At 44.0% G+C, this 19,311-nt stretch carries 23 protein-coding genes and 1 tRNA gene; 16 read left to right on the top strand and 8 right to left on the bottom strand.

From position 1 onward, the window contains the following. The first annotated feature begins 1 nt into the window (after position 1). The 8 genes from AOB49_RS05000 to AOB49_RS04965 all read left to right on the top strand — a co-directional run bounded on the left by AOB49_RS05000 (position 2) and on the right by AOB49_RS04965 (position 4,702). A tRNA-Asn gene (locus AOB49_RS05000) sits at positions 2–77 on the top strand. Positions 78–159: 82 nt separating this feature from the next. Continuing rightward, on the top strand, positions 160–1,179 hold the full coding sequence (locus AOB49_RS04995) for a tyrosine-type recombinase/integrase (protein ID WP_062308651.1): 1,020 nt from the start codon (positions 160–162) through the stop codon (positions 1,177–1,179). A gap of 9 nt (positions 1,180–1,188) precedes the next feature. After that, positions 1,189–1,842 carry a hypothetical protein gene (locus AOB49_RS04990; RefSeq protein ID WP_062308649.1) on the top strand — a complete coding sequence of 218 codons (654 nt, stop codon included), beginning with the start codon at positions 1,189–1,191 and terminating at the stop codon, positions 1,840–1,842. Positions 1,843–2,049: 207 nt separating this feature from the next. Next, positions 2,050–2,268 carry a hypothetical protein gene (locus tag AOB49_RS04985; RefSeq protein WP_062308647.1) on the top strand — a complete coding sequence of 73 codons (219 nt, stop codon included), beginning with the start codon at positions 2,050–2,052 and terminating at the stop codon, positions 2,266–2,268. A 5-nt stretch (positions 2,269–2,273) separates the two neighbouring features. Next, entirely contained in the window at positions 2,274–3,278 is a 1,005-nt protein-coding gene (locus tag AOB49_RS04980) for an AAA family ATPase (protein ID WP_062308645.1), read from the top strand. 187 nt (positions 3,279–3,465) lie between these two features. Beyond that, complete coding sequence (locus tag AOB49_RS04975) at positions 3,466–4,179, top strand: hypothetical protein (RefSeq protein ID WP_062308643.1); 714 nt, start codon at positions 3,466–3,468, stop codon at positions 4,177–4,179. A gap of 45 nt (positions 4,180–4,224) precedes the next feature. After that, a complete protein-coding gene (locus AOB49_RS04970) occupies positions 4,225–4,476 on the top strand; it encodes a hypothetical protein (RefSeq protein WP_062308641.1) in 252 nt (83 codons plus the stop codon). Continuing rightward, a complete protein-coding gene (locus AOB49_RS04965; RefSeq protein WP_062308639.1) occupies positions 4,469–4,702 on the top strand; it encodes a hypothetical protein in 234 nt (77 codons plus the stop codon). The genes AOB49_RS04970 and AOB49_RS04965 overlap by 8 nt, the downstream gene beginning before the upstream one ends. A gap of 265 nt (positions 4,703–4,967) precedes the next feature. Here AOB49_RS04965 and AOB49_RS04960 read toward each other — a convergent pair whose 3' ends face one another. The 3 genes from AOB49_RS04960 to AOB49_RS04950 are packed head-to-tail and all read right to left on the bottom strand — an operon-like array spanning position 4,968 to position 7,353. Next, positions 4,968–5,195, bottom strand: coding sequence for a hypothetical protein (locus tag AOB49_RS04960; RefSeq protein WP_062308638.1), 228 nt, complete (start codon positions 5,193–5,195; stop codon positions 4,968–4,970). 1 nt (position 5,196) lies between these two features. Continuing rightward, positions 5,197–5,634 carry a hypothetical protein gene (locus AOB49_RS04955; protein ID WP_062308636.1) on the bottom strand — a complete coding sequence of 146 codons (438 nt, stop codon included), beginning with the start codon at positions 5,632–5,634 and terminating at the stop codon, positions 5,197–5,199. A gap of 3 nt (positions 5,635–5,637) precedes the next feature. Further along, on the bottom strand, positions 5,638–7,353 hold the full coding sequence (locus tag AOB49_RS04950) for a restriction endonuclease (protein WP_062308634.1): 1,716 nt from the start codon (positions 7,351–7,353) through the stop codon (positions 5,638–5,640). 107 nt (positions 7,354–7,460) lie between these two features. On the opposite strand from AOB49_RS04950, the gene AOB49_RS04945 reads away from it, so the two are divergent. Further along, complete coding sequence (locus AOB49_RS04945; RefSeq protein ID WP_062308633.1) at positions 7,461–7,706, top strand: helix-turn-helix domain-containing protein; 246 nt, start codon at positions 7,461–7,463, stop codon at positions 7,704–7,706. Positions 7,707–7,977: 271 nt separating this feature from the next. Here the strand turns inward: AOB49_RS04945 and AOB49_RS04940 are convergent, their stop codons facing one another. Together AOB49_RS04940 and AOB49_RS04935 are read right to left on the bottom strand one after the other, a co-directional pair. After that, a complete protein-coding gene (locus AOB49_RS04940) occupies positions 7,978–8,382 on the bottom strand; it encodes a hypothetical protein (protein WP_156471336.1) in 405 nt (134 codons plus the stop codon). Between the two features lie 147 nt (positions 8,383–8,529). Next, complete coding sequence (locus tag AOB49_RS04935; protein ID WP_062308629.1) at positions 8,530–8,877, bottom strand: hypothetical protein; 348 nt, start codon at positions 8,875–8,877, stop codon at positions 8,530–8,532. Positions 8,878–9,183: 306 nt separating this feature from the next. Between AOB49_RS04935 and AOB49_RS04930 the strand changes: the two genes are divergently transcribed. Continuing rightward, positions 9,184–10,440, top strand: coding sequence for a peptidase U32 family protein (locus AOB49_RS04930; protein ID WP_062308626.1), 1,257 nt, complete (start codon positions 9,184–9,186; stop codon positions 10,438–10,440). Between the two features lie 41 nt (positions 10,441–10,481). Here AOB49_RS04930 and AOB49_RS04925 read toward each other — a convergent pair whose 3' ends face one another. Beyond that, positions 10,482–11,357 carry an isocitrate lyase/PEP mutase family protein gene (locus AOB49_RS04925; RefSeq protein ID WP_062308625.1) on the bottom strand — a complete coding sequence of 292 codons (876 nt, stop codon included), beginning with the start codon at positions 11,355–11,357 and terminating at the stop codon, positions 10,482–10,484. After that, a complete protein-coding gene (locus AOB49_RS04920) occupies positions 11,354–12,325 on the bottom strand; it encodes a Bug family tripartite tricarboxylate transporter substrate binding protein (protein ID WP_156471357.1) in 972 nt (323 codons plus the stop codon). Before AOB49_RS04920 ends, AOB49_RS04925 begins: the two co-directional genes overlap by 4 nt. Before the next feature lie 154 nt (positions 12,326–12,479). Between AOB49_RS04920 and AOB49_RS04915 the strand changes: the two genes are divergently transcribed. The 6 genes from AOB49_RS04915 to AOB49_RS04890 are packed head-to-tail and all read left to right on the top strand — an operon-like array spanning position 12,480 to position 17,639. Beyond that, a complete protein-coding gene (locus tag AOB49_RS04915; protein WP_062308621.1) occupies positions 12,480–13,484 on the top strand; it encodes a Bug family tripartite tricarboxylate transporter substrate binding protein in 1,005 nt (334 codons plus the stop codon). Between the two features lies 1 nt (position 13,485). Beyond that, positions 13,486–14,769 carry a 3-isopropylmalate dehydratase large subunit gene (locus AOB49_RS04910; protein ID WP_062308619.1) on the top strand — a complete coding sequence of 428 codons (1,284 nt, stop codon included), beginning with the start codon at positions 13,486–13,488 and terminating at the stop codon, positions 14,767–14,769. Beyond that, positions 14,766–15,284: a LeuD/DmdB family oxidoreductase small subunit gene (locus AOB49_RS04905; RefSeq protein WP_062308617.1), complete on the top strand. Its 519-nt coding sequence runs from the start codon at positions 14,766–14,768 to the stop codon at positions 15,282–15,284. The genes AOB49_RS04910 and AOB49_RS04905 overlap by 4 nt, the downstream gene beginning before the upstream one ends. After that, a complete protein-coding gene (locus tag AOB49_RS04900; RefSeq protein WP_062308615.1) occupies positions 15,284–16,180 on the top strand; it encodes an isocitrate lyase/PEP mutase family protein in 897 nt (298 codons plus the stop codon). The genes AOB49_RS04905 and AOB49_RS04900 overlap by 1 nt, the downstream gene beginning before the upstream one ends. Positions 16,181–16,236: 56 nt before the next feature. Continuing rightward, positions 16,237–16,737, top strand: coding sequence for a hypothetical protein (locus tag AOB49_RS04895; RefSeq protein WP_062308613.1), 501 nt, complete (start codon positions 16,237–16,239; stop codon positions 16,735–16,737). A 5-nt stretch (positions 16,738–16,742) separates the two neighbouring features. After that, a complete protein-coding gene (locus AOB49_RS04890) occupies positions 16,743–17,639 on the top strand; it encodes a transporter (protein ID WP_062308611.1) in 897 nt (298 codons plus the stop codon). Here the strand turns inward: AOB49_RS04890 and AOB49_RS04885 are convergent. Further along, entirely contained in the window at positions 17,634–19,304 is a 1,671-nt protein-coding gene (locus AOB49_RS04885; protein WP_062308610.1) for an AMP-binding protein, read from the bottom strand. The genes AOB49_RS04890 and AOB49_RS04885 overlap by 6 nt on opposite strands. Positions 19,305–19,311: the final 7 nt, after the last annotated feature.

Genomic DNA, 19,311 nt, shown 5'->3' with positions numbered 1-19,311 from the left:
TTCCTCGATAGCTCAGTCGGTAGAGCGCCGGACTGTTAATCCGTAGGTCCCTGGTTCGAGCCCAGGTCGAGGAGCCAAATACCTATATTGGCGGGCATTTCTTAGGCTTCCACTTAATCCGTGGGTGAATTTCACGGAGATTGGAACAGGAGCTTAAAAATGGAAAGTAATTTTCAGTCCGTTGGTAATACAGCGTTAGTGTTTTCCGGCACAGCGCAAAGTAGTCTAGAAGTCCCTAGTAGCGTGCCTTTGGGCATGCTACGCACTGGGCAAATCACGATTAGAGAAGCAATTAATTTGTTTATGCAAAGCTATGCAGGTAGAGATACCAGCAGAGGCCAGCGTATGCAATGGTGGAGCGTAAAGCTAGGTCACCTCACCCTTGCCGAAGTCGATGAAGACCATATTTTCTTTGCCCTAGAGGAATTACAGACCCAAAAGAGTCGCTTTTATGCTGGCAAGGATGCTGATGGCAGGGATATTCACAAGGCTAAGGGCAAGACCCTCTCGCCTGCCACAATCAACCGCTACAGCGCCTCTATTGGAGGTCTATTCACTTGGTGCATTAAGAAAAGGCTCACCCCTAAAGGCTATGAGAATCCTTGCAAGGGAATCGAATCAAGACCTGAAAATAATGAGGTTGTTAGATTTTTAAGCGAGAGTGAGCGCACTGCCTTATTAAACGCTTGTAGAGCTTCTACATGGGACAAACTCTATCTACTTGTGATGGTTGCCCTAACAACAGGCGCAAGGCGTGGAGAGCTTCTTAGGCTTACCTGGGGCGACATTGATTTTGAGCGTCAAATCGCCTCTGTTCATCAAACCAAGAACGGAGATAAAAAGAATCTTCCTTTAATACCTTCAGTGATTGATGAACTAAACAAATTCAAAACAAGCAATCCACAAGAGTTGGTATTTGCCTCAAAAAGAAGGCCAGACTCAGCTTTTAGTTTTGTTGATATTTGGTATAAAACCTTGAAGATGGCTAATATTAAAAACTTTAGATTCCATGATCTCAGACATACATGCGCCTCGATGCTGGCTCAGAACGGATGTACTTTATTGGAGATAGGCGAAGTTTTGGGTCACAGGCAACTTAATGTGACGAAGAGATATTCGCATCTCTGTTCGGATCACAAGACGAAATTGATTAATCGTGTTCTAGGTGAAATTAGATAAGGAGCAACTATGAGAGTACTAAATTTTGAACAGAGTGGTTGCCCTGCCCTATTTTTAGATATGCTGGAGGAATTGGGAGTTAATTTGACCAACATAACGCCCAATAATATTGAAGATAGCCTACTTACTGCAATTAAAGAAAGCAAGCGCCTACAGGCTGATTATCCCCACCTAAAGACATTTCTTTTGTACCAAGTTGAGGTTATAAAGAATCAAAGTGAAAGGATCAAAAAATATGAGGCAGATAACCCACCTAGAGAGTGGGATGAGCTTTATGAAAAAAGATTTCCTTCAATTTGGGCTCATCTTCAGGGCTGGATGCACAGAGAGACCATCGCTTTAAAAGAATATCAAGAAGCTGGGGGAAAGCCTGATTACTACATAACAGCTAATTTTTTAGCCAAAGAACATAGGGCTATAAGTGAGAGCTTGCGAATTGAGGAAATTGATCCACCAAAACATTTCTTCAAATTTCTATCCGAATATAAAGACTTAAATGGGAATAAATTGGGTGACGGAAAAAATAATGCATGGGTCAGGCAAGATACCATGCCGAATCCCACCACCCCAAGAAAATATCTTTTAGGCGATGCAAAGAATCCACCAAAACATGATTTGTTTGAACGAATGAAACCTGTAAGGGTCTATTACTTAAAAGACTAATGTCATATTAAGATCCAACCTATACAACCGCCTTAATTGGCGGTTTTTTATTACCCAAAAATTAACTCTGAGAATTTTGATCAGAATCCTCAGCATCTAAATCACTCAATTAATTGAAACTCAACATGAGGCTCGGAAAAGCCCGTCAACAGGTAAATGGTAAGCAGAAAAAGAAGTAATAACTACGAGAAGAAATGAGGAAAGCAAATGGCATTAAATAACTTACTCAGTATGGAGGATTATCAAAAATCTAGGAGTCATATTTTTCCGTCAAAGGCATCGCTTGAGTGGTTTGTAAGAACACAAAGGGAAACCTTAATGGAATTGAATGCCCTCTCATGGCCAACTCGAAAACTTATGGTGAACGAGCTCGCATTTGACAATGCAGTCGTGATCATAGGTCAGAGAGCCTTACAGGGCGATTGATCACCATGTCAAATACAGAGCCTCGGAGCATCCTAGAAAAATTCTATGAACAACAGACCACAGACGCCATGATGAAAAATATTCAAGATACAGGGTATTGCTATTTGAGGTTGATACCCATGAGTCATCTCATCATGATTTGTGCGCCAGGCAATACGGGTAAAACAGCATTTGCGATTCACGCCTCGGCTGAGATGGTTAGAGCAGGTTTTGAGGTTATGTATATCAATGCAGATGCCTCAGCCCCTGACTTAAAGTTTTATCACAATCATGCAATGGCAAATGGGTACAGACTGATTGCCCCTGACCTAAACAATCTATCGAGTGAGGGTGTGGTCAAAATTTTAGAGGAGATGGCTAAATCCAACGAGGATTTTAATTACCTTGTGATTGTGATTGACACAATTAAAAAGTTTGTGGATGTAATTGGAAAGAATAAGGTAAAGGGATTTCTAAAAACCCTTAGAGCCTTAACTGCGAAGGGAGTCACAGTTATTTGCCTCGGACATACAAATAAACATCAGGACAACGCTGGAAAGTTGGTATTCGAGGGGACTGGGGATATCCGCAATGATGTGGATGAACTGTATTACCTTGTAAGTGAAAAAATTGATGGGGGACTAAGAGTATCAACTGATATGGATAAGTGCCGTGCCGAGGTGAAAGATATAACCTTCACTATTAATGGCAAGGATCGAATAATTCAAATAATTCCCTATGAAGACATAAAGTTAAAAAAGGCTCTCTCTGACCAACTCGCAAAAGATCAGCCCATGATCAACTTCATTAAAAAGAGCTTAATGATTAAAGAACGCTCCCCTACAGAGTTAGAGGCAGTAGCCAAGACTATGGGAAATGGCTTCACACGAAGAAATATCGATAAGGTCTTAAGAGCTTACTCAAGTGGGGATGCACCTTTATGGATTGCAACTAAAGCACCCAAAAACGGCCTCATATATTCATTGATAAGTGCAGAGGCTTCCGCACACCTGCAAAGTTGCGAAGTATGAATTCATTTATCACTTATCAGCACTACTTGATCGCCCTGCAAGCCAATATCCATGCGTACTTAACAAACTTTTCATACTTTGCTTACTTTACATACATTAATACTTAACGGGGGAACAGAGTCAAAACAAACTTTACAAGTCTTACGGCAATATTTTCGGAAGTCAAATTTATACAGGAGAAGTAAACATGGTAGTTAATCACAAAACCGGAGCATTAAAATTCATTGCTAACCGCATTGACAGCAATTTAGAAGGCTATACAAATCGGCAAGGCGCTCAGGGTATCCGAGCCAAGGTCAATAACCTAACCAGCCTATTCGATGCACTAGCCAAATCAGCAGAGCTTAAATCACCACGAGAGACGCCAGAATCCCACTTTCTGCGTGTCAGCAATCAAGCAAATATGCTTCTACAAAAATGGCAAAAAGATAACGATCAACTCTTTGAGTTCTATCGATCCTATTACTTGCAAGTAGAAAATGAGATTTTGCGCTCTACAGGTTTATCGGCACCCTCAAATTTTGGGGATGAAATCCGCAGATCTCTTAAGGAAATGTCATCCGAGCATAGGACAAACAAAATGCTCGACTTGGTTAAAAAGAATGAATCATCAGTCTTAGGTGCAATCTATGAAGCCCCCGCTTTTCTTTCAGGATTGGCCGAAGGAGAGAAAGAATCCCATTTCAGCATTTACTTCGGACAGCATGCTCATGAACTTCTTAAAGAGCGAAAAAACTTGGACGATATTTATAGCTCATCCGTTGTCTCATTCATGAGGGCTTATCAAAATGGATTAAAGGCATTTATGGACTCCAAGCGAATGCGTGAGATTGAGCGAGAGCAAGAGTTAGCCGATAACGCACAAGCCGAATTAGTTGGCGCTTTAAAGGCTTCAATCTAAAACTTATAGGGGCTTTTAAGCCCCTTAACTCTACGGAAAAACATCATGAATACCCAAAAAGTCGTTAAATTACCGACCCTAGAACAAAAAGCCCCTGCCCGCAGACACCGCCCACTCAAGACCATGGAACAAGTGAGGCAAGAATTAAGTAAGGTTTATCGAGCTAGCCGTGACCAATCGATAGAAATTGGAGACGCCTCAAAGCTCGCAAACATACTCAGTTTGATCGGCAGAGTCATCGAAGGTAGTACTGTGGAATCACGCATCAAAGCTTTGGAAGATCAACGCAATGCCTAGGCTTGATAGACGCTTAGAGCTACTTGAAATCCGCCACAAACGCTTATTTCAGAAGCCTGCATTGATCAAATTTTACGCAGTAGGTGAAAAGCCTACCGAAGAGGATTTAATTGAAAGCAGGCAGGCACAAGCGATTGGCAGGCTAGTGATTAGCTTTTTTGCTAAGCAGATGGGCATAGAAGATGACTCAATTAAACGAACCAAGAAGCCACGAAAGAAAAAGTAAGGGTAAGCCGTCAAGAAGGAAGACCAACATCGACTTTGTGGCTACAGGAGGCTACAAAGCCATTACTTCTACAGGGCTTGTATGTTGTATTGATAAGGCTGAATTACTCCGCTATTTGAAGACACTTTAGCTACTCGGTTTGTATATCCGAGTAGGGAGTAGCCCACTCAGCCGACTAGGGGGGGATGTCGCCCACTACTGTGAAGGCATGTCCGAAAACGATATTTTGAATTTATCTACTTTAGAAATAAATTGAATAAAAAAACTAATTGCAGTAAAGAGAAATATTTTTAATATTTCCTATCTGTTTAGCGACTGAGCAATTTTTATTTTTTTCTGCAACCGCCTTATCCCATGCTGGGCGCTTATCGTCGCTACCGAGATATATGCATCCACCAATCAATAAGACAACTACCATTGCAATTTTTCCTGCCGTAGCAACTGTATCCCAAAGTAACTGGGATTCAGACTTGTCATTATTATCATTTGCCATATCAATCTGCCCTATGTATATCAGGCGTTCCATTCATATCAATGGAGAAGCGAAAATATTTAGTCTCCCCAGCCTTAAGTGTAGTCTCTCTTTGCACCCACATATCTGAACCAAGACCGCACAAACCACCACCCTGCGGGTCTCTTCCTGCCTTTAATAAATGCTCTCCTGGAGCTAAATAAAACTGCGCTCTTTCAGAGACATCCAACCTAGCAGAGAGGATTGAATCAATTGAGACGGCATAAAAGCACCCGCCACCCACAAATCCTTGATCTCTCGTAACCACTATGACAGATGTTTTATCTGCTGACTTATCCTGAAAGGCTAGAACTCGATCCTTGGGAGTGGGGATAGCTTCGGAGGATGGCGTTGGTGTTGTCGAGCAACCAACACTCAAAGCGAAAAATACAAGAACCAAAAAATACTTTATTGCATTCATAGCTTATCCGTTCATTAATTTTGCTTCTTGAATATCAATACGAGCCTTATGCCCATGCTTTTCCAAAAGATGTAATAAATTCGCACCATTTAAAAGAACAAGAGGCTTACCTTTAATAAAGTTATACGCATCAGGGCCATAATCGGAAGTGGTAACAAGAATTCCTTTCATTGCCCCCTCATGATCTACAGTACCCCACAAATCACGGACAGCTGATACATCCACAGTATTGGTGTATCGCTTAGCTTGAATAACAATTTTCCCACCCCTAATTGGATCAGGATCAAAGGCAACAGCATCCACCCCACCATCTCTACTGGCTTGAGTAATCTTGACCTCACCCCCATTGATTGAAAATTCTTTTTCAAAGATTTCCCTAATGAGATGCTCAAAGTCTTGCCAATCCATTGCAGCTAAATTTGTCGATTCATTGACAGTACTTGCCACCTCTTGAGCCGACACAAAACGACCATCTTCACGCCTCATACTCATAACTGGGGCAATTGCAGACATTCCGTGCAACTTTGAGCTCCCAACACCCTTAAGCAACTTAAAGCAGTCCTTAGCAACGACTTTTGATAGGTTGATAGCTAAAAACTCATCTTTTGATGCCTGTATGGAAATTATGCAGGCTGATTCTTCATGCCCTGTGCTTTTATTAGTAAACACAACCCTACCATTGAAGACTATCCCATCAATATAGTTACCCTTATCCGAGTCAAATATTTCATGAATGACCCTTAAAGATATTTGATAAATAGCCTCATCGTATAGCTTATTGAGGTCGGCTACACTCAATTCCTTTGCAGATAGAAGACCTTTTGTTGCCGTATATTTCCACTCCTTTATTTTAGGAAGATCCTCAACATTAGGTAGTAAAAACTCAATCAAAAGAGTTTGAGTTGATGGCGTATATTCAAGATCGTAAATATTTTGAATGCAATCTGGAAAGTTCGACATTCCTAATGCTATATCGCAATACTCCACTATTGCATCAGCGTTTCCAGCTTCATATTGAGACTTTAATTCATCGATAGCCTTAGATCTAGCCTTCAATAGCCTTGCATTCTCAGCCTCCCTCTGCTCCCATTTTTGAAGAGCTTCATTGGCTGACTTGACCTTAGCCTCAGCCAACCTCCTTCTCTCCAGCCAAGAGGAATGATCTGATTCAAATAATGCAGTATTGAAGTTGCTTTTTTGGCTAGATTTGCCAATCAATCTGTCAATTAAACCAAGGCTTACTTTATATTTTTGATCCGAAATATTCGGCTCTGGCTCTGAAAGAGTGGCAATTGGCTCGCTTAATTCCTCATTACTAGAATTCTTAAGCGCAGGATCATTGAAGAAATAAAAGTTCCATAATATATCCCAAATAGAACCCTCCGATGAATCTATCCCATCTACCAATATAGATTGGATTTTGCCAACCTTTTCCTCAGCCTCTTCGGTTAACTCTTTAGCAAGAGCAACAAAAAATTTGTTTATGTGCCCCCGATCAACATATTGATTTGTCTCGGGATTAGTGAGTCTTGAAATTTCCTCCCACTGTTGATCCCAACTTGAGCGCAATCCATTTGTCTCTAGTACAACATCCAATTCCTGTCGACTACTTACTTTTGCTTTTCTATCTAAAGTCTTTCCATCCACAATCGAATAAAAACATAAAGGGATTCCTGAGATTGAGTGTCGAATTTTAAATTCCTCAATTTCGGAGTGCATAACTGATAACCCTTATTTATTGGACAGCGAGAAGATAAACAGTAATAAAATTCATAATATATTGTGAAGACACAGAATAGCATCTAGGTCAAAGTTTGCCCAACATAATGGGCAAATATAAAGACACCTCTCCTGGCAAAGCATTTGGCATTGTTCTGCGTGAATTACGAAAAAAAGCGGAATTTACCCAAGAAAATCTCGCTTTTGAGGCTGGTATCGAGCGTAACTATGTAAGCCTCATAGAACTAGGCAGAAATCAACCTACGATTAGCGTCATATTTAAGTTGGCTAAGGCTTTGAATATTGAGCCATCGAAAATGATCAAACTTACTGAAGCCAAAACCTCAAAATAGGATGTCAAATCCGTAGCTTTTCCCTCTTGCATGAATGTGTAAGTCTGTGTAAGAATGAGAGCTGAAGCGTTAAGAACATCTCTGTTAATCCGTAGGTCCCTGGTTCGAGCCCAGGTCGAGGAGCCAAATAAGTAAAAGCCTTCAGAGTTAATCGCTCCGAAGGCTTTTTTACCTTCTAATCCACAGACAACATACCTCTTGCGAGGCAGATAGAGTCGAGGGTTGATGACTAGCAAGTTGGCACAAAAAGACTGCACCCAAAAAAGAGAATTTAAGGCAATAATTTTGAGTCGTATATGGAGGACTTACATTCAGCAATTTCATCGGCCAAAATGTTTGTCTTAAGCGCCAAGTATTTAGATAAAGTATAAGAGTCGAGTCGTTTAGCCAAATCACGCAGTTCAAGCACAGCATCTTCAAGAGCCTTTGCTTCGCTAGGAGCCTCCATCGAAATAGCCGGCCCCGCAAGATAAGCTTCACTTATGCCATCTGAATCTTTAACCTCAAACCAATCTTGAATTCCTTGAATGGCAAGTGGACTGATATTGCGGTATTTAATTTTATTAAACTTTAGGCCGGTCAAATTTATACCTTGAGCATCAATCCGTGACTTTAGTTCATCAAGTGTTGTGCTCAAAAAATCATATGGAGTATGAAAAACGATGACTTTACCCAAACAGATCTCAAAAATACCGGTAAATCTCGGTCTTGGGAACTCATAAATAGATATCAAAAGAGTTTTATCAGTCGCAACCTGACAGAAGTATTTATAAAGCTTGCTGAAGAATTTCCGCATATAAAAAGCTAAACAAATTTAGCCTCTTTATTCGTGACTCATATTTAGCGAACTTAAAACTTTCGCGCAATCATCTAACCAACTTAACCCTAATTTTGTTGGATGGATATATTTTCGCCTTGCATCAGTTTTGGACGTATGGGCCTGAATCAACTTCAGTTGTATTAATTGCTTTGCAATTGAATGCAGGGTTACTTGTGAGGCAATTTCATTTAGTAACACTAAGTCCAACATAGAAAAGGGCTTATCTTGCGAATACGCCATAAGAATGGCCTCAAGCACCATCACTTGCTTGCCATCAGTCAGCCGATAGCTTTTATTGACCTCCCTAATGGAGCTTGCGAGATGAAGATAAGAAAGGTAAAGCGGCGGCATGACGGGATAATATTACTAAGCCATAGATTTACCTAGGTGAATCGAAAACAACTTTTATATTGAAAATTTATCAACATAATAGAAAATAACCCTTTTTGAATTAGGGCAATAAAAATTGAACTCCAAGTAGCGGGCCTTGCCTCGACTTGCAGATGAAGTTCACTCAAAGTGAGCGTCAAAACTAATCTAAGAATCGTTGCTAAAAGGAGCACTAGAGTCGGTCCGTTGGAGCTTTAAAGCGCTGTGCTAGTCCATAAAAGACTTTAAATCTATCGATTTAAAAGATTGAGCACTAAAATAGCACTCATGACCAAAATTCCAGAACTACTAGCCCCCGCAGGCAGCCTCAATATGCTGCGTACCGCATTTGAATTCGGTGCGAATGCCATTTATGCAGGACAACCCCGTTATTCTCTGCGAGTCAGAAACAATGACTTTGGCAAGATGGAAACCCTCAAAGAAGGAATTGACACTGCCCACCAACTTGGCAAGAAGTTTTATCTAGTCTCTAATTTGCTTCCGCACGGCGGCAAGACCCGCACCTATATTAAGGATATGGATCCAGTCGTAGGATTAAAGCCTGACGCACTCATCATGTCCGATCCTGGTCTCATCATGATGGCTAGAGAAGCTTGGCCTGATATGCCGATCCACTTATCCGTTCAAGCCAATACAGTAAATGGTGCTTCAGCCAAATTCTGGCGTTCAGTGGGTATTAGTCGTGTCATTTTGTCCCGCGAATTGTCTTTCGATGAGATCGAAGAAGTACGTCAAGACTGTCCTGAAATGGAATTAGAAGTCTTTGTTCATGGCGCATTGTGCATTGCTTATTCTGGGCGCTGCCTCTTATCTGGTTACATGTCTCATCGCGACTCCAACCAAGGCGCCTGCACTAATGCCTGTCGCTGGGACTACCAAGTCAAACCGGCCGAGGAAAACGCCAGTGGAGATGTGGTGCTGATTCAAGAAGCAAGAAGGCCAGACGATCTTATGCCTATGGAAGAGGATGAGCATGGTACTTACATCATGAACTCTAAGGATCTACGAGCCATTGAACATATTGAGAGATTGACCAAGATGGGCGTGGATTCTTTCAAGATTGAAGGCCGCACTAAATCACCCTACTACGTTGCAAGAACCTGTCAAGCCTATCGCACCGCTATTGATGATGCGGTTGCAGGCCGGCCTATGAATACCTCTCTTATTGGTAATTTAGAGGGCTTAGCAAATCGTGGCTATACAGACGGTTTTTATGAGCGTCACCACGATAAAGAGTACCAACTCTATATGCGAGGTCACTCTTTATCAGGAAGAAGTCTGTACGTTGGTGAAACCTTGGAGTTTGATAAAGCTTCGGGCCGCGTGAAGGTGGATGTGAAAAATCATTTTGCCTTGGGCGATAAACTGGAAATCATTGAACCAACTGGTAATCAGGACCTAACCCTCGATGCCATGTGGAATCTCAAGGGTGAACCAATTGATGTAGCCCCTGGTTCAGGTCATATTGTTTGGATTAAGGCGCCGATCAAGGGGGATAAAGCCTTTATTGCGCGCTACGTCTGAGTCGCTGAATGGCCAAAAACTTGACGGAGCAATCAGGAAGATTACTCCCGATAGCGCTTATCTAACTCGTCAAAAAAAGGTTTTTGCACAAACTTTTGACGCTCTTCAAAAGTAGCAACGAGATTGGGATCTTCCTTAAGTTCCCCATGCTGCTTTAAATGCGATAAGGCATTTGTCATACCGCGCATCGCGCCTTGTAAAGCGGCATTGGCATACAGCACCATTCCAAAACCCATGCGTGCAAATTCTGCTTGAGAAAGGCTGGGTGTTTTACCACCAATCACTACATTGACAATTTGTGGGCAAGCTAATTCACTTGCGATTCGCTCGAGCTCTTCAATACTTTCAGGCGCCTCGACAAAAGTAATGTCGGCACCATTCTCAGCGTAAAGTTGTGCGCGCTCAAGCGCATGATCTAAACCATAAATAGCTCGCGCATCAGTACGCGCAATAATCAGGCAGTCTGCACTCTCACGCGCATCAACAGCGGCGCGAATTTTCGATACCATCTCCCGCGCATCAACCACGGACTTATCCGTAAAGTGCCCACATTTTTTGGGCATGACTTGGTCTTCAAGCTGAATCGCATTGGCACCAGCACGCTCAAGCGAGCGAATGGTATGTCGCACGTTGAGGGCATTGCCAAATCCTGTATCGGCATCAACAATGATCGGCAGTGCAATCGCATCCCGAATTGCCGAAGTGTGCTGCACTAAATCCCCTAGACCTACGAAACCGAGGTCCGGGATTCCATAAAAGGCATTGGTTAAACCGGCACCACTGAGATAAACCGCTTCAAAGCCCTGCTGCTCAATCACTCGAGCAGCCAATGCATTAGAAGCGCCCGCTACCAGAAGGCCTGATTTCGCTGAGATCTTTTTGCGCAGAATGGCGCCATACTCGTGATCAGACTTCATTGGTCGTCTTTCATATTGGCTGCTTTGACAATACTTCCAAGACGCGCGCGCTCCGCATCAACAAATTCATTAAACGAAGCTCGCGTACCTCCTACAGGCTCAATCCCTTGACTCTTTAAGCGATCAGCTACTTGTGGAGATTTCATAGCGACATCTACAGCAGCAGCTAACTTGTCCATGATCTCTGGCGGAACACCTACAGGAGCATGAATGCCTGCCCAATGAGCAATTTGCAACTCTGGAAATCCTTGCTCTGTTGCGGTGGACAGCTCAGGGTATGCAGAAATACGTTTAGTCCATGTCGTAGCCAAGGCTTTAAATTTTCCACCTTGCTTAATATGGGGGAGCGCCACAATGCTCGCCTCAGAGGTGGCGGCAACTTGACCACCCATCACCGCAGCGGCACCTTCTGAGCCACTCTTGTAAGGAACCGGAATAAATTTCGCACCGTATCGAGTATTAAGTAACTCCGCAACAAAATGGGGTGTGCTGCCAGTGCCTGCGGTAGCAAAATGAAGCCCAGCCCCCTCTTTGGATGCATCCACTAAATTGCGTAAATTTTTATAGTTCGAATTAGCAGGCACCACAATGACTGACGGAGCCAAACCAATCATGACCACTGGCACTAAATCGCTATCTTTATAGTTAGTCGTTTTTTTAATCATGTTGTTTGAAACAACACCTGCCGCGCTTATCAGGAACGTGTAACCATCTGGAACGCTTTTGCTTACGAATACGGTACCAAGAGTACCGCCAGCCCCGGGTTTGTTTTCAACCACAATCGCTTGACCCAAGACCTTAGCTGCACCTTCAGCAGCAGCCCTTGCCATCAAATCATTTGCGCCACCCGCTGAGAATGGCACGATAAATTTGATCGGTTTTTGAGGCCAGCTTTGCGCATTGGCTCCAACACTCCAAACGGCCGACAGCAATGACACTAATATTGCTAGCACCCCACCTCTAGACATACCCATAATTGATCTCCATCATCAGTTTTTATTATTGAAAATCGATTATCTATGATTTTTGGCTTGATTTAGCACGACTCAATCCCATTACCCGCACCATGCCATGACTAGCCCGATTCAGTTAATATTGCACAAACACTTTTTTACAAAAAATATGAGACAAATACATCAAAACCAACGCCGTTCATTTTTTCAGATTCTAGCCCCTCTAGCTCTTACCTTATTGGGCATTCCAGCAATTTGCAACGCCCAAGCAAGTACTTATCCCAATAAGCCCATTCGTCTTATTGTTGGCTTTGCTCCTGGTGGTGGAGCTGATAGCGCGGCCCGAATTTTAGGACCCAAACTGGGGGAAAAAATGGGCCAGCCGATTGTGATTGAAAACCGTCCTGGCGCTGGAGGTAATTTAGCGAGCGAACAGCTTCTGAAAGCGGATCCTGATGGATACACCCTCATGCTCACTACCGTTGGCTCCATGGCTATTAATCCCCATATGCCAGGCGGCACCAGCTTTAACCCATTAACCGACTTCACCCCTTTATCTCAGGGTGTCACTTTCTCCAATATTTTGGTCGTAAAAGCGGATTCTCCCATTAAAAATCTCAGTGATTTTGTGGCGGCCGGAAAGAATAAAGATGAATTTGTGACCTTTGGCTCATCTGGAAATGGAAGCACCGGGCATCTTGCTGGCGAACTTCTAAAAGCGCGCGCTGGAATGAAGGGAGAGCATATTAACTACAAAGGGGGTGGACCAGCAATGACAGACCTTCTCGGTGGCAACATTACTGCAATTTTTGCCAGCACCCCTACCGCCGTCCCTTTAATTGAAGGTGGCAAAATTAGACCCTTGGCTGTCACCAGCTTAAAGCGTCTACCTGGACTCCCAAATGTTCTGACAATTGCCGAACAAGGCTACCCTGGTTACCAAGCTTTAAATTGGTATGCGTTCATTGCACCGCCCAAGATGAATCCAGAACTAGTTAACAAGATCAATAAGGCGATTGTGGCCACTTTAAAGGATCCGGGAACGGCTGAGCGCTTGCGCAAAGTGGACTTAGAGCCATCACCCTCCACACCTCAAGAACTTTCTAATACTGTGAAATCAGAATACGAACTCTGGGGAAAACTCATCAAAAATATTAACCTTCCCCGCCAATAATATGGGCTCTACGATTAGCGAAAAAATCTTGGCTGCTCATGCGCAGCGTCAATCCGTCAAAGCAGGTGATGTTGTTGTCTGTGATGTTGACTTTGCAATGGTGACCGATACAAGGGCAACTAATTCGATCAAAATGATCAATCGTATTGGTAGCAAACAACTTCAGTTTGCCAACAAGACCGCATTGGTACTTGATCATTACTCGCCGCCACCCAATCTTGAGGCGGCGCAAATTCACACGGAGATGCGCGCTTTCTCTCAAAAAGAAGGAACGCAACTCTACGATATTGGTGATGGCATCTGTCATCAGGTATTACCGGAAGGCGGGCATTTGACCTCTGGTAACCTGATTGTTGGTACTGATACCCACTCCACCACCTACGGGGCATTTAATGCCTTCGGTACTGGCATTGAGGGCACTGATGTATCGGCTGTGATGACCACTGGAAAATTATGGTTTCGCGTTCCCGAGACGGTACACGTCAAACTAAATAATGTTCTTCAGCCTGGTGTTTGGGCCAAAGACATTACGCTATACATGCTTGGTAAGTTTGGTGCCGAAGGCCTCAATTACAAAGCAATTGAATATGCAGGTGATGCGGTCTCGGCGATGGATATTGATGACCGCATGACACTCTGCAATCATGCAGCGGAGTTAGGTGCCAAGGCAGCGATACTAGAAGCAGATCAAAAGACCATCGATTGGCTAAAGACCCATGGAGCACAAACACCAAAACCAGTCTTCGCCGATGCTGATGCAGTCTACGCACAATCCCTTGATATAGACGCCAGTCAATTAGCTCCGCAAGTTGCGCGCAAGCACGAAGTCGATGACATAGTTGCTGCACACGAGGTGGTTAAACAAAGAATTCAATTTGCCCTCATTGGTACCTGCACCAACGGACGTTTAGATGACATTCGTCAAGCGGCAGCCATTCTCAAAGGTAAGAAACTGGCCTCTGGCGTACGAATGATCGTGACCCCAGCTTCGCGTCAAATCTATTTGGCGGCATTACGCGAGGGCCTTATTGAAATCCTAACCATGGCTGGAGCCTCCTTTGAATCAGCAGGCTGTGGCACTTGCGTTGGCATCACTAATCACCTCGTCCCGGGTGATGGCGACACCATCATCTCTACTGCCAACAGAAACTTTAAGGGCAGGCTCTCTAATCCAGATGCTGACATTTGGCTGGGTTCAGCAGCCACCGTAGCAGCCTCCGCATTAACCGGCTTCATCACCGACCCACGCACAGTAAATGGCGGTCAATGGAGGGCACTGTCATGAGCAATATCGACCTCTCTCAAGTGCAGGGTCAGGCTTTTGTTTTAGGTGATCACGTCAATACTGATGTCAATTGCTCTGGAAAATACTTGCCAAATAAAACTGCCGAAGCCATTGCTACGGTTGCATTTGATCAACTATCGCCAGGAATAGCGCTTCGCATAGCCGCTGCCCAAGGCGGCATTTTGGTCGCAGGAGAAAACTTTGGTATCAACTCTTCGCGCGAGCAAGCAGTACACATTATGCAAATTATGAACATCAGAGGGATTATTGCTAAATCCTTTGGTCGCCAGTTCTTTAGAAATGCAATCAATAATGGCATGCCAGTTCTTGAGTGCGATACCTCGACCATTCTCGACGGATCATCTCTGACTGTGAATTTTGCAACAGGCACTATTGCCGCTACTGGCAATATGATCTTAAATGCACCGCCCCTACCCAAGGAAATGATTCGCCTGATTGAATACGGTGGTTTAATTCCTTTTCTAAAAGCACATCCCGACTGGAAATTTGCATAATGTCGTCAACGGCCACTCAAAAGCGAGCAAAACTTCGTGAACTTCTACAGCAGAATCAGGCGGTGATTGCTCCCGGTATTTACGATGGCTATGGCGCACGATTAGTGCAAAACGCGGGCTTTAAAGCTGCCTATATGACTGGTAATGGTGTTTCAGCCGCCCTACTTGGCACACCAGATATTGGTCAGATTGATTTAACTTTAATGTCCGATCATGCTCGAAGGGTTGCAGCCTGTATTGACATCCCCCTCATTTGTGATGCAGATACTGGTTATGGCGGTGTATTAAACATCAAGCGCACCATACAAGAATTTGAGGCGGCTGGCGTTGCAGCTCTACATATTGAAGACCAAACCTTTCCTAAGCAATGTGCGCAATTTGAGGGATCAAGATCGGTCTTAAGCTTTACCGATGCCCTAAATCACATAAAGGCAGCTGTTGCAGCGCGGTCCGACCCCCAACTCATGCTCATAGCGCGCACCGATAGTGCTGGTGCCTTTGGTTTAGATGAAGCAATTCATCGCGCTAAGGCATTCGTTGCCGCTGGAGCAGATGCCGTATTTGTAGAGCTCAAGGCCAATGAGAATGCTTTATCAATGATTGAGTTGATTAAGCGCGAAGTTAAAGCGCCTTGCCTCTTTAATGTGGATGTCGGCGGCCCGATTTCATTGCTGAAAGCGTCTGAGCTTAAAGAGCATGGTATCGATATCGCGATTCACCCAAGCCTTGCCCGTGGCGTATTTGGCCATGCAATGGAGCTCGCATTAAAACACTTGCAGTCCCATGAAAAATTAGGCAACTACACTGAAAATATGTTCACCCCAACGCAGTACAGTGATGCCTTAGGTCTTCCAGAGATTCATGCCTGGGAGGCACAGTTTAGCAATAAGGCGTAATTCATATACCGATTCATCTATAACAACGCAATCTACCATCCTGGAGTAAATCAGCCTTGCTAAGTAAATTAAAAGAAGAAGTTCAAACTGCATTTACCCTGACTCTTTATTTTGGCTCATGGTTTTGCGCCCTAGCATTTTTGGCTGCCACCTCTTTAGATGAGCGCCCCATTCCTTTATCGATTTTTGGTTTCGCCATTATTAAAGCGGCGGTATGCGCCAAATTCCTGATGGTTGGACAAATGGTGTTTCCAATTAAAGTGAGCAAAAATCATGGCATTGTGAGCTCTCTCATTCTGGAGTCCGTGGTCTACCTCTTGATAGTCCTATCACTCAATTACATAGAAGCAGGTGTACACGGCTTGATCCATGGAAAAGAGTTCATTCCTTCGATGGCTGAATTCGGCAAATCCAATCCTCTGCGAGTGGTAGCGATGTGCATTGTGTATTGGCTCATTGTTTGGCCATACCTGCTCTATTGCGGATTAAAACTTTCTTTGGGTAATGTCGCCACTATTGAACTACTCTTTGGCCCACGCAAAAAGACTCAGTCGTAATTGCAATGCCTAGCGATGCTCAACGACTGTGGCAATATGCATTTTTTTGCTTACTAGTCTACGCATCGTTATTTAGTCAGTCTATTCGTGCGCAAGAGATAGAGGCTCGCACCTACTCGAATGCGCCTATTGGCATCACCTTTATCAGCGCAGGTGTCGCTCAAGCCAAAGCAGGAAATTACACTCTCACAAGCGAGGCAATGAGCGTTACGCACATCATTGATGTTGGCGGCCAATCTGGCAAGTTAACCCTGGTACTTCCCTATGGTCAATTAACAGGATCAACCACCTTGGGTGGTAGAACCGTCAATGCCTCGACCGAGGGTCTATCAGATCCATTAATTAAAGCGGCTATTAATCTCTATGGAGCACCCGCTCTCACCCTCGATGAGTTCAAAAGCTATCAACAAGATTTGATTATTGGTGCCACCTTAACCGCCTCTATTCCCTGGGGTAAATATGATGACAACCAACTCATTAATGTAGGTGCCAATCGTTGGTTTGTGCAACCAGGCATTGGTGCGTCAAAGGCCATTGGACCCTGGAGATTTGAATTGGCTGGATCGGGGATTTTCTACACCAGCAACACCAATTTCATGGGCACCAATTCACTATCCCAAAATCCCGTGTACTCAGCACAAACCCACGCGATTTACTATTTTCAAAATACCGCTTGGGCTTCTGTCGATGCCACTTACTTTACTGGCGGACAATCCTATCTCAATGGCAACCTAATTAGCGGCACTCAAGAGAACTGGCGCTTTGGGGCGACGATGTCCTTACCGGTTAATAAACACAACTCGATTCGCCTAACGGCGAGTACCGGTGCATACTCTCGCACGAATAATAACTATGATTTATTGGGTATATCTTGGCAGTATCGTTTTGGTGGCGGCCTATAAATCCCGTAATTGTCTACGCAGTATTTTTCCTACAATTGACTTTGGCATCTCATCAATAAATGTGATTTTTCGTGGGCGCTTGTAAGCCGTCATTTGCTCCTTGCAATAGCGCACAACCTGCGCTTCCGTTAAGCTCTCATCGGCTTTAACGATATAGGCCTTCACAATTTCCCCCAACTTGCGATGGGGCAAACCAATCACAGCGCACTCTTTTACACCAGGCATTTGAGAAATAATTTCTTCAATCTCATTGGGGAATACTTTAAAGCCTGCTACGACAATCATGTCTTTCTTGCGATCGACTATCTTCACATAGCCATCGGGACTCATGATGCCAATATCCCCCGACTTGAAGTAGCCACTCTCAGTCATTGACTCAGTAGTAGCTTCAGGTTGATTCCAATAACCGGCCATTACCTGAGGCCCTTTGATGGCAATTTCACCAGCAACCCCAAACGGCACTTCGTTGCCATGGTCGTCCAATATCAAGACATCGGTACCGGGAACGGGCATGCCAATTGAGCCTGTGAACTCAGTAACCAAAGGTGTGTTGACGCACACGACAGGTGAAGTTTCAGATAGCCCGTAGCCTTGAGCAATTGGAACACCCGTCATTTTTTTCCATAAATCAGCAGTCTTTTTTTGCACCGCCATACCGCCGCCAATCGTAACCAGCAAGTTTGGAAACTTTACTCTTAAGAACTCAGGCCGATGAATCAATGCATGAAACAATGTGTTCACCCCTGGAAATATCGAGATCTCTGGATGCTTGGAAAGTAGCTTGATAAAACCGCTGATATCCCGAGGATTAGCAACCAAAAGTAACTTTCCGCCCTTGCGTATTCCCAACAAAGCACATGCGGTTAGAGCAAAAATATGGGTCATAGGCAATGCGCATAAAAAGACTAATGGCTGCAGTTGCTGATGTCGCATAGCAGGCTCTAGCCATGCATCAATTTGGATGATGTTCGCTAAGATATTGCGGTGTAACAATACAGCGCCCTTAGATACGCCAGTGGTACCACCGGTATATTGCAAGAAGGCAATGTCATCAAGACCCACTGTCGTAGCTCTAAAACCATGGCCTTTACCAATTTTGAGCGCTGCATTGAATTTCACACAAGGAAAATCCCAGTGAGGCACTATTTTCTTGATGTGGCGCGCAATCAAATTCACGATCACACCCTTGGGTCCAATTGACCCCCCTAAACTGGTAACAATCACTTTTTTCATGGGAGCTTGGGCAGCAATCTCGTGATACACATGAGCAAAGTTTTCTAGGACGACCAAAATATTGGCACCGCTATCACGTAACTGATGTTCTAACTCGCGCGCGGTATAAAGTGGATTGACATTGACCACCGTATAGCCTGCTCGCAAAGTGCCTAGCATTGCAATCACATACTGAGGGACGTTGGGCAGCATAATGGCGACCCGCGCACCTGACTCTAGCGCTAATGTTTGCAGATAAGCCGCGAATTCTTGAGATAAGGCATCGAGTTCGCGATAGCTGATGGAGCAGCCCATAAACTCCAAAGCAACTCTGTCGGGGAGTTGCGCAAACGATTCTTCAATCAGCGTTACCAATGAAGAATATTGCCCAAGAGAAATCTCGTGCGGAACGCCCTGGGGGTAATGGTTTAACCAAGGTAATCTAGGATTCATAATGCGC

Origin of the sequence: Polynucleobacter sinensis (assembly GCF_001595985.1) — a bacterium.
Classification (GTDB): Bacteria; Pseudomonadota; Gammaproteobacteria; order Burkholderiales; family Burkholderiaceae; genus Polynucleobacter; species Polynucleobacter sinensis.
The sequence above is the reverse complement of the archived record's forward strand: the minus strand, read 5'-3'. Positions and strand labels throughout refer to the sequence as shown.

Excerpts from the sequence above, each read along its gene's own strand:
- AOB49_RS04995 (WP_062308651.1), top strand. The coding sequence starts at position 160 with ATGGAAAGTAATTTTCAGTCCGTTGGTAATACAGCGTTAGTGTTTTCC.
- AOB49_RS04990 (WP_062308649.1), top strand. The coding sequence starts at position 1,189 with ATGAGAGTACTAAATTTTGAACAGAGTGGTTGCCCTGCCCTATTTTTA.
- AOB49_RS04985 (WP_062308647.1), top strand. The coding sequence starts at position 2,050 with ATGGCATTAAATAACTTACTCAGTATGGAGGATTATCAAAAATCTAGG.
- AOB49_RS04980 (WP_062308645.1), top strand. The coding sequence starts at position 2,274 with ATGTCAAATACAGAGCCTCGGAGCATCCTAGAAAAATTCTATGAACAA.
- AOB49_RS04975 (WP_062308643.1), top strand. The coding sequence starts at position 3,466 with ATGGTAGTTAATCACAAAACCGGAGCATTAAAATTCATTGCTAACCGC.
- AOB49_RS04970 (WP_062308641.1), top strand. The coding sequence starts at position 4,225 with ATGAATACCCAAAAAGTCGTTAAATTACCGACCCTAGAACAAAAAGCC.
- AOB49_RS04965 (WP_062308639.1), top strand. The coding sequence starts at position 4,469 with ATGCCTAGGCTTGATAGACGCTTAGAGCTACTTGAAATCCGCCACAAA.
- AOB49_RS04960 (WP_062308638.1), bottom strand. The coding sequence starts at position 5,195 with ATGGCAAATGATAATAATGACAAGTCTGAATCCCAGTTACTTTGGGAT.
- AOB49_RS04955 (WP_062308636.1), bottom strand. The coding sequence starts at position 5,634 with ATGAATGCAATAAAGTATTTTTTGGTTCTTGTATTTTTCGCTTTGAGT.
- AOB49_RS04950 (WP_062308634.1), bottom strand. The coding sequence starts at position 7,353 with ATGCACTCCGAAATTGAGGAATTTAAAATTCGACACTCAATCTCAGGA.
- AOB49_RS04945 (WP_062308633.1), top strand. The coding sequence starts at position 7,461 with ATGGGCAAATATAAAGACACCTCTCCTGGCAAAGCATTTGGCATTGTT.
- AOB49_RS04935 (WP_062308629.1), bottom strand. The coding sequence starts at position 8,877 with ATGCCGCCGCTTTACCTTTCTTATCTTCATCTCGCAAGCTCCATTAGG.
- AOB49_RS04930 (WP_062308626.1), top strand. The coding sequence starts at position 9,184 with ATGACCAAAATTCCAGAACTACTAGCCCCCGCAGGCAGCCTCAATATG.
- AOB49_RS04925 (WP_062308625.1), bottom strand. The coding sequence starts at position 11,357 with ATGAAGTCTGATCACGAGTATGGCGCCATTCTGCGCAAAAAGATCTCA.
- AOB49_RS04920 (WP_156471357.1), bottom strand. The coding sequence starts at position 12,325 with ATGTCTAGAGGTGGGGTGCTAGCAATATTAGTGTCATTGCTGTCGGCC.
- AOB49_RS04915 (WP_062308621.1), top strand. The coding sequence starts at position 12,480 with ATGAGACAAATACATCAAAACCAACGCCGTTCATTTTTTCAGATTCTA.
- AOB49_RS04910 (WP_062308619.1), top strand. The coding sequence starts at position 13,486 with ATGGGCTCTACGATTAGCGAAAAAATCTTGGCTGCTCATGCGCAGCGT.
- AOB49_RS04905 (WP_062308617.1), top strand. The coding sequence starts at position 14,766 with ATGAGCAATATCGACCTCTCTCAAGTGCAGGGTCAGGCTTTTGTTTTA.
- AOB49_RS04900 (WP_062308615.1), top strand. The coding sequence starts at position 15,284 with ATGTCGTCAACGGCCACTCAAAAGCGAGCAAAACTTCGTGAACTTCTA.
- AOB49_RS04890 (WP_062308611.1), top strand. The coding sequence starts at position 16,743 with ATGCCTAGCGATGCTCAACGACTGTGGCAATATGCATTTTTTTGCTTA.
- AOB49_RS04885 (WP_062308610.1), bottom strand. The coding sequence starts at position 19,304 with ATGAATCCTAGATTACCTTGGTTAAACCATTACCCCCAGGGCGTTCCG.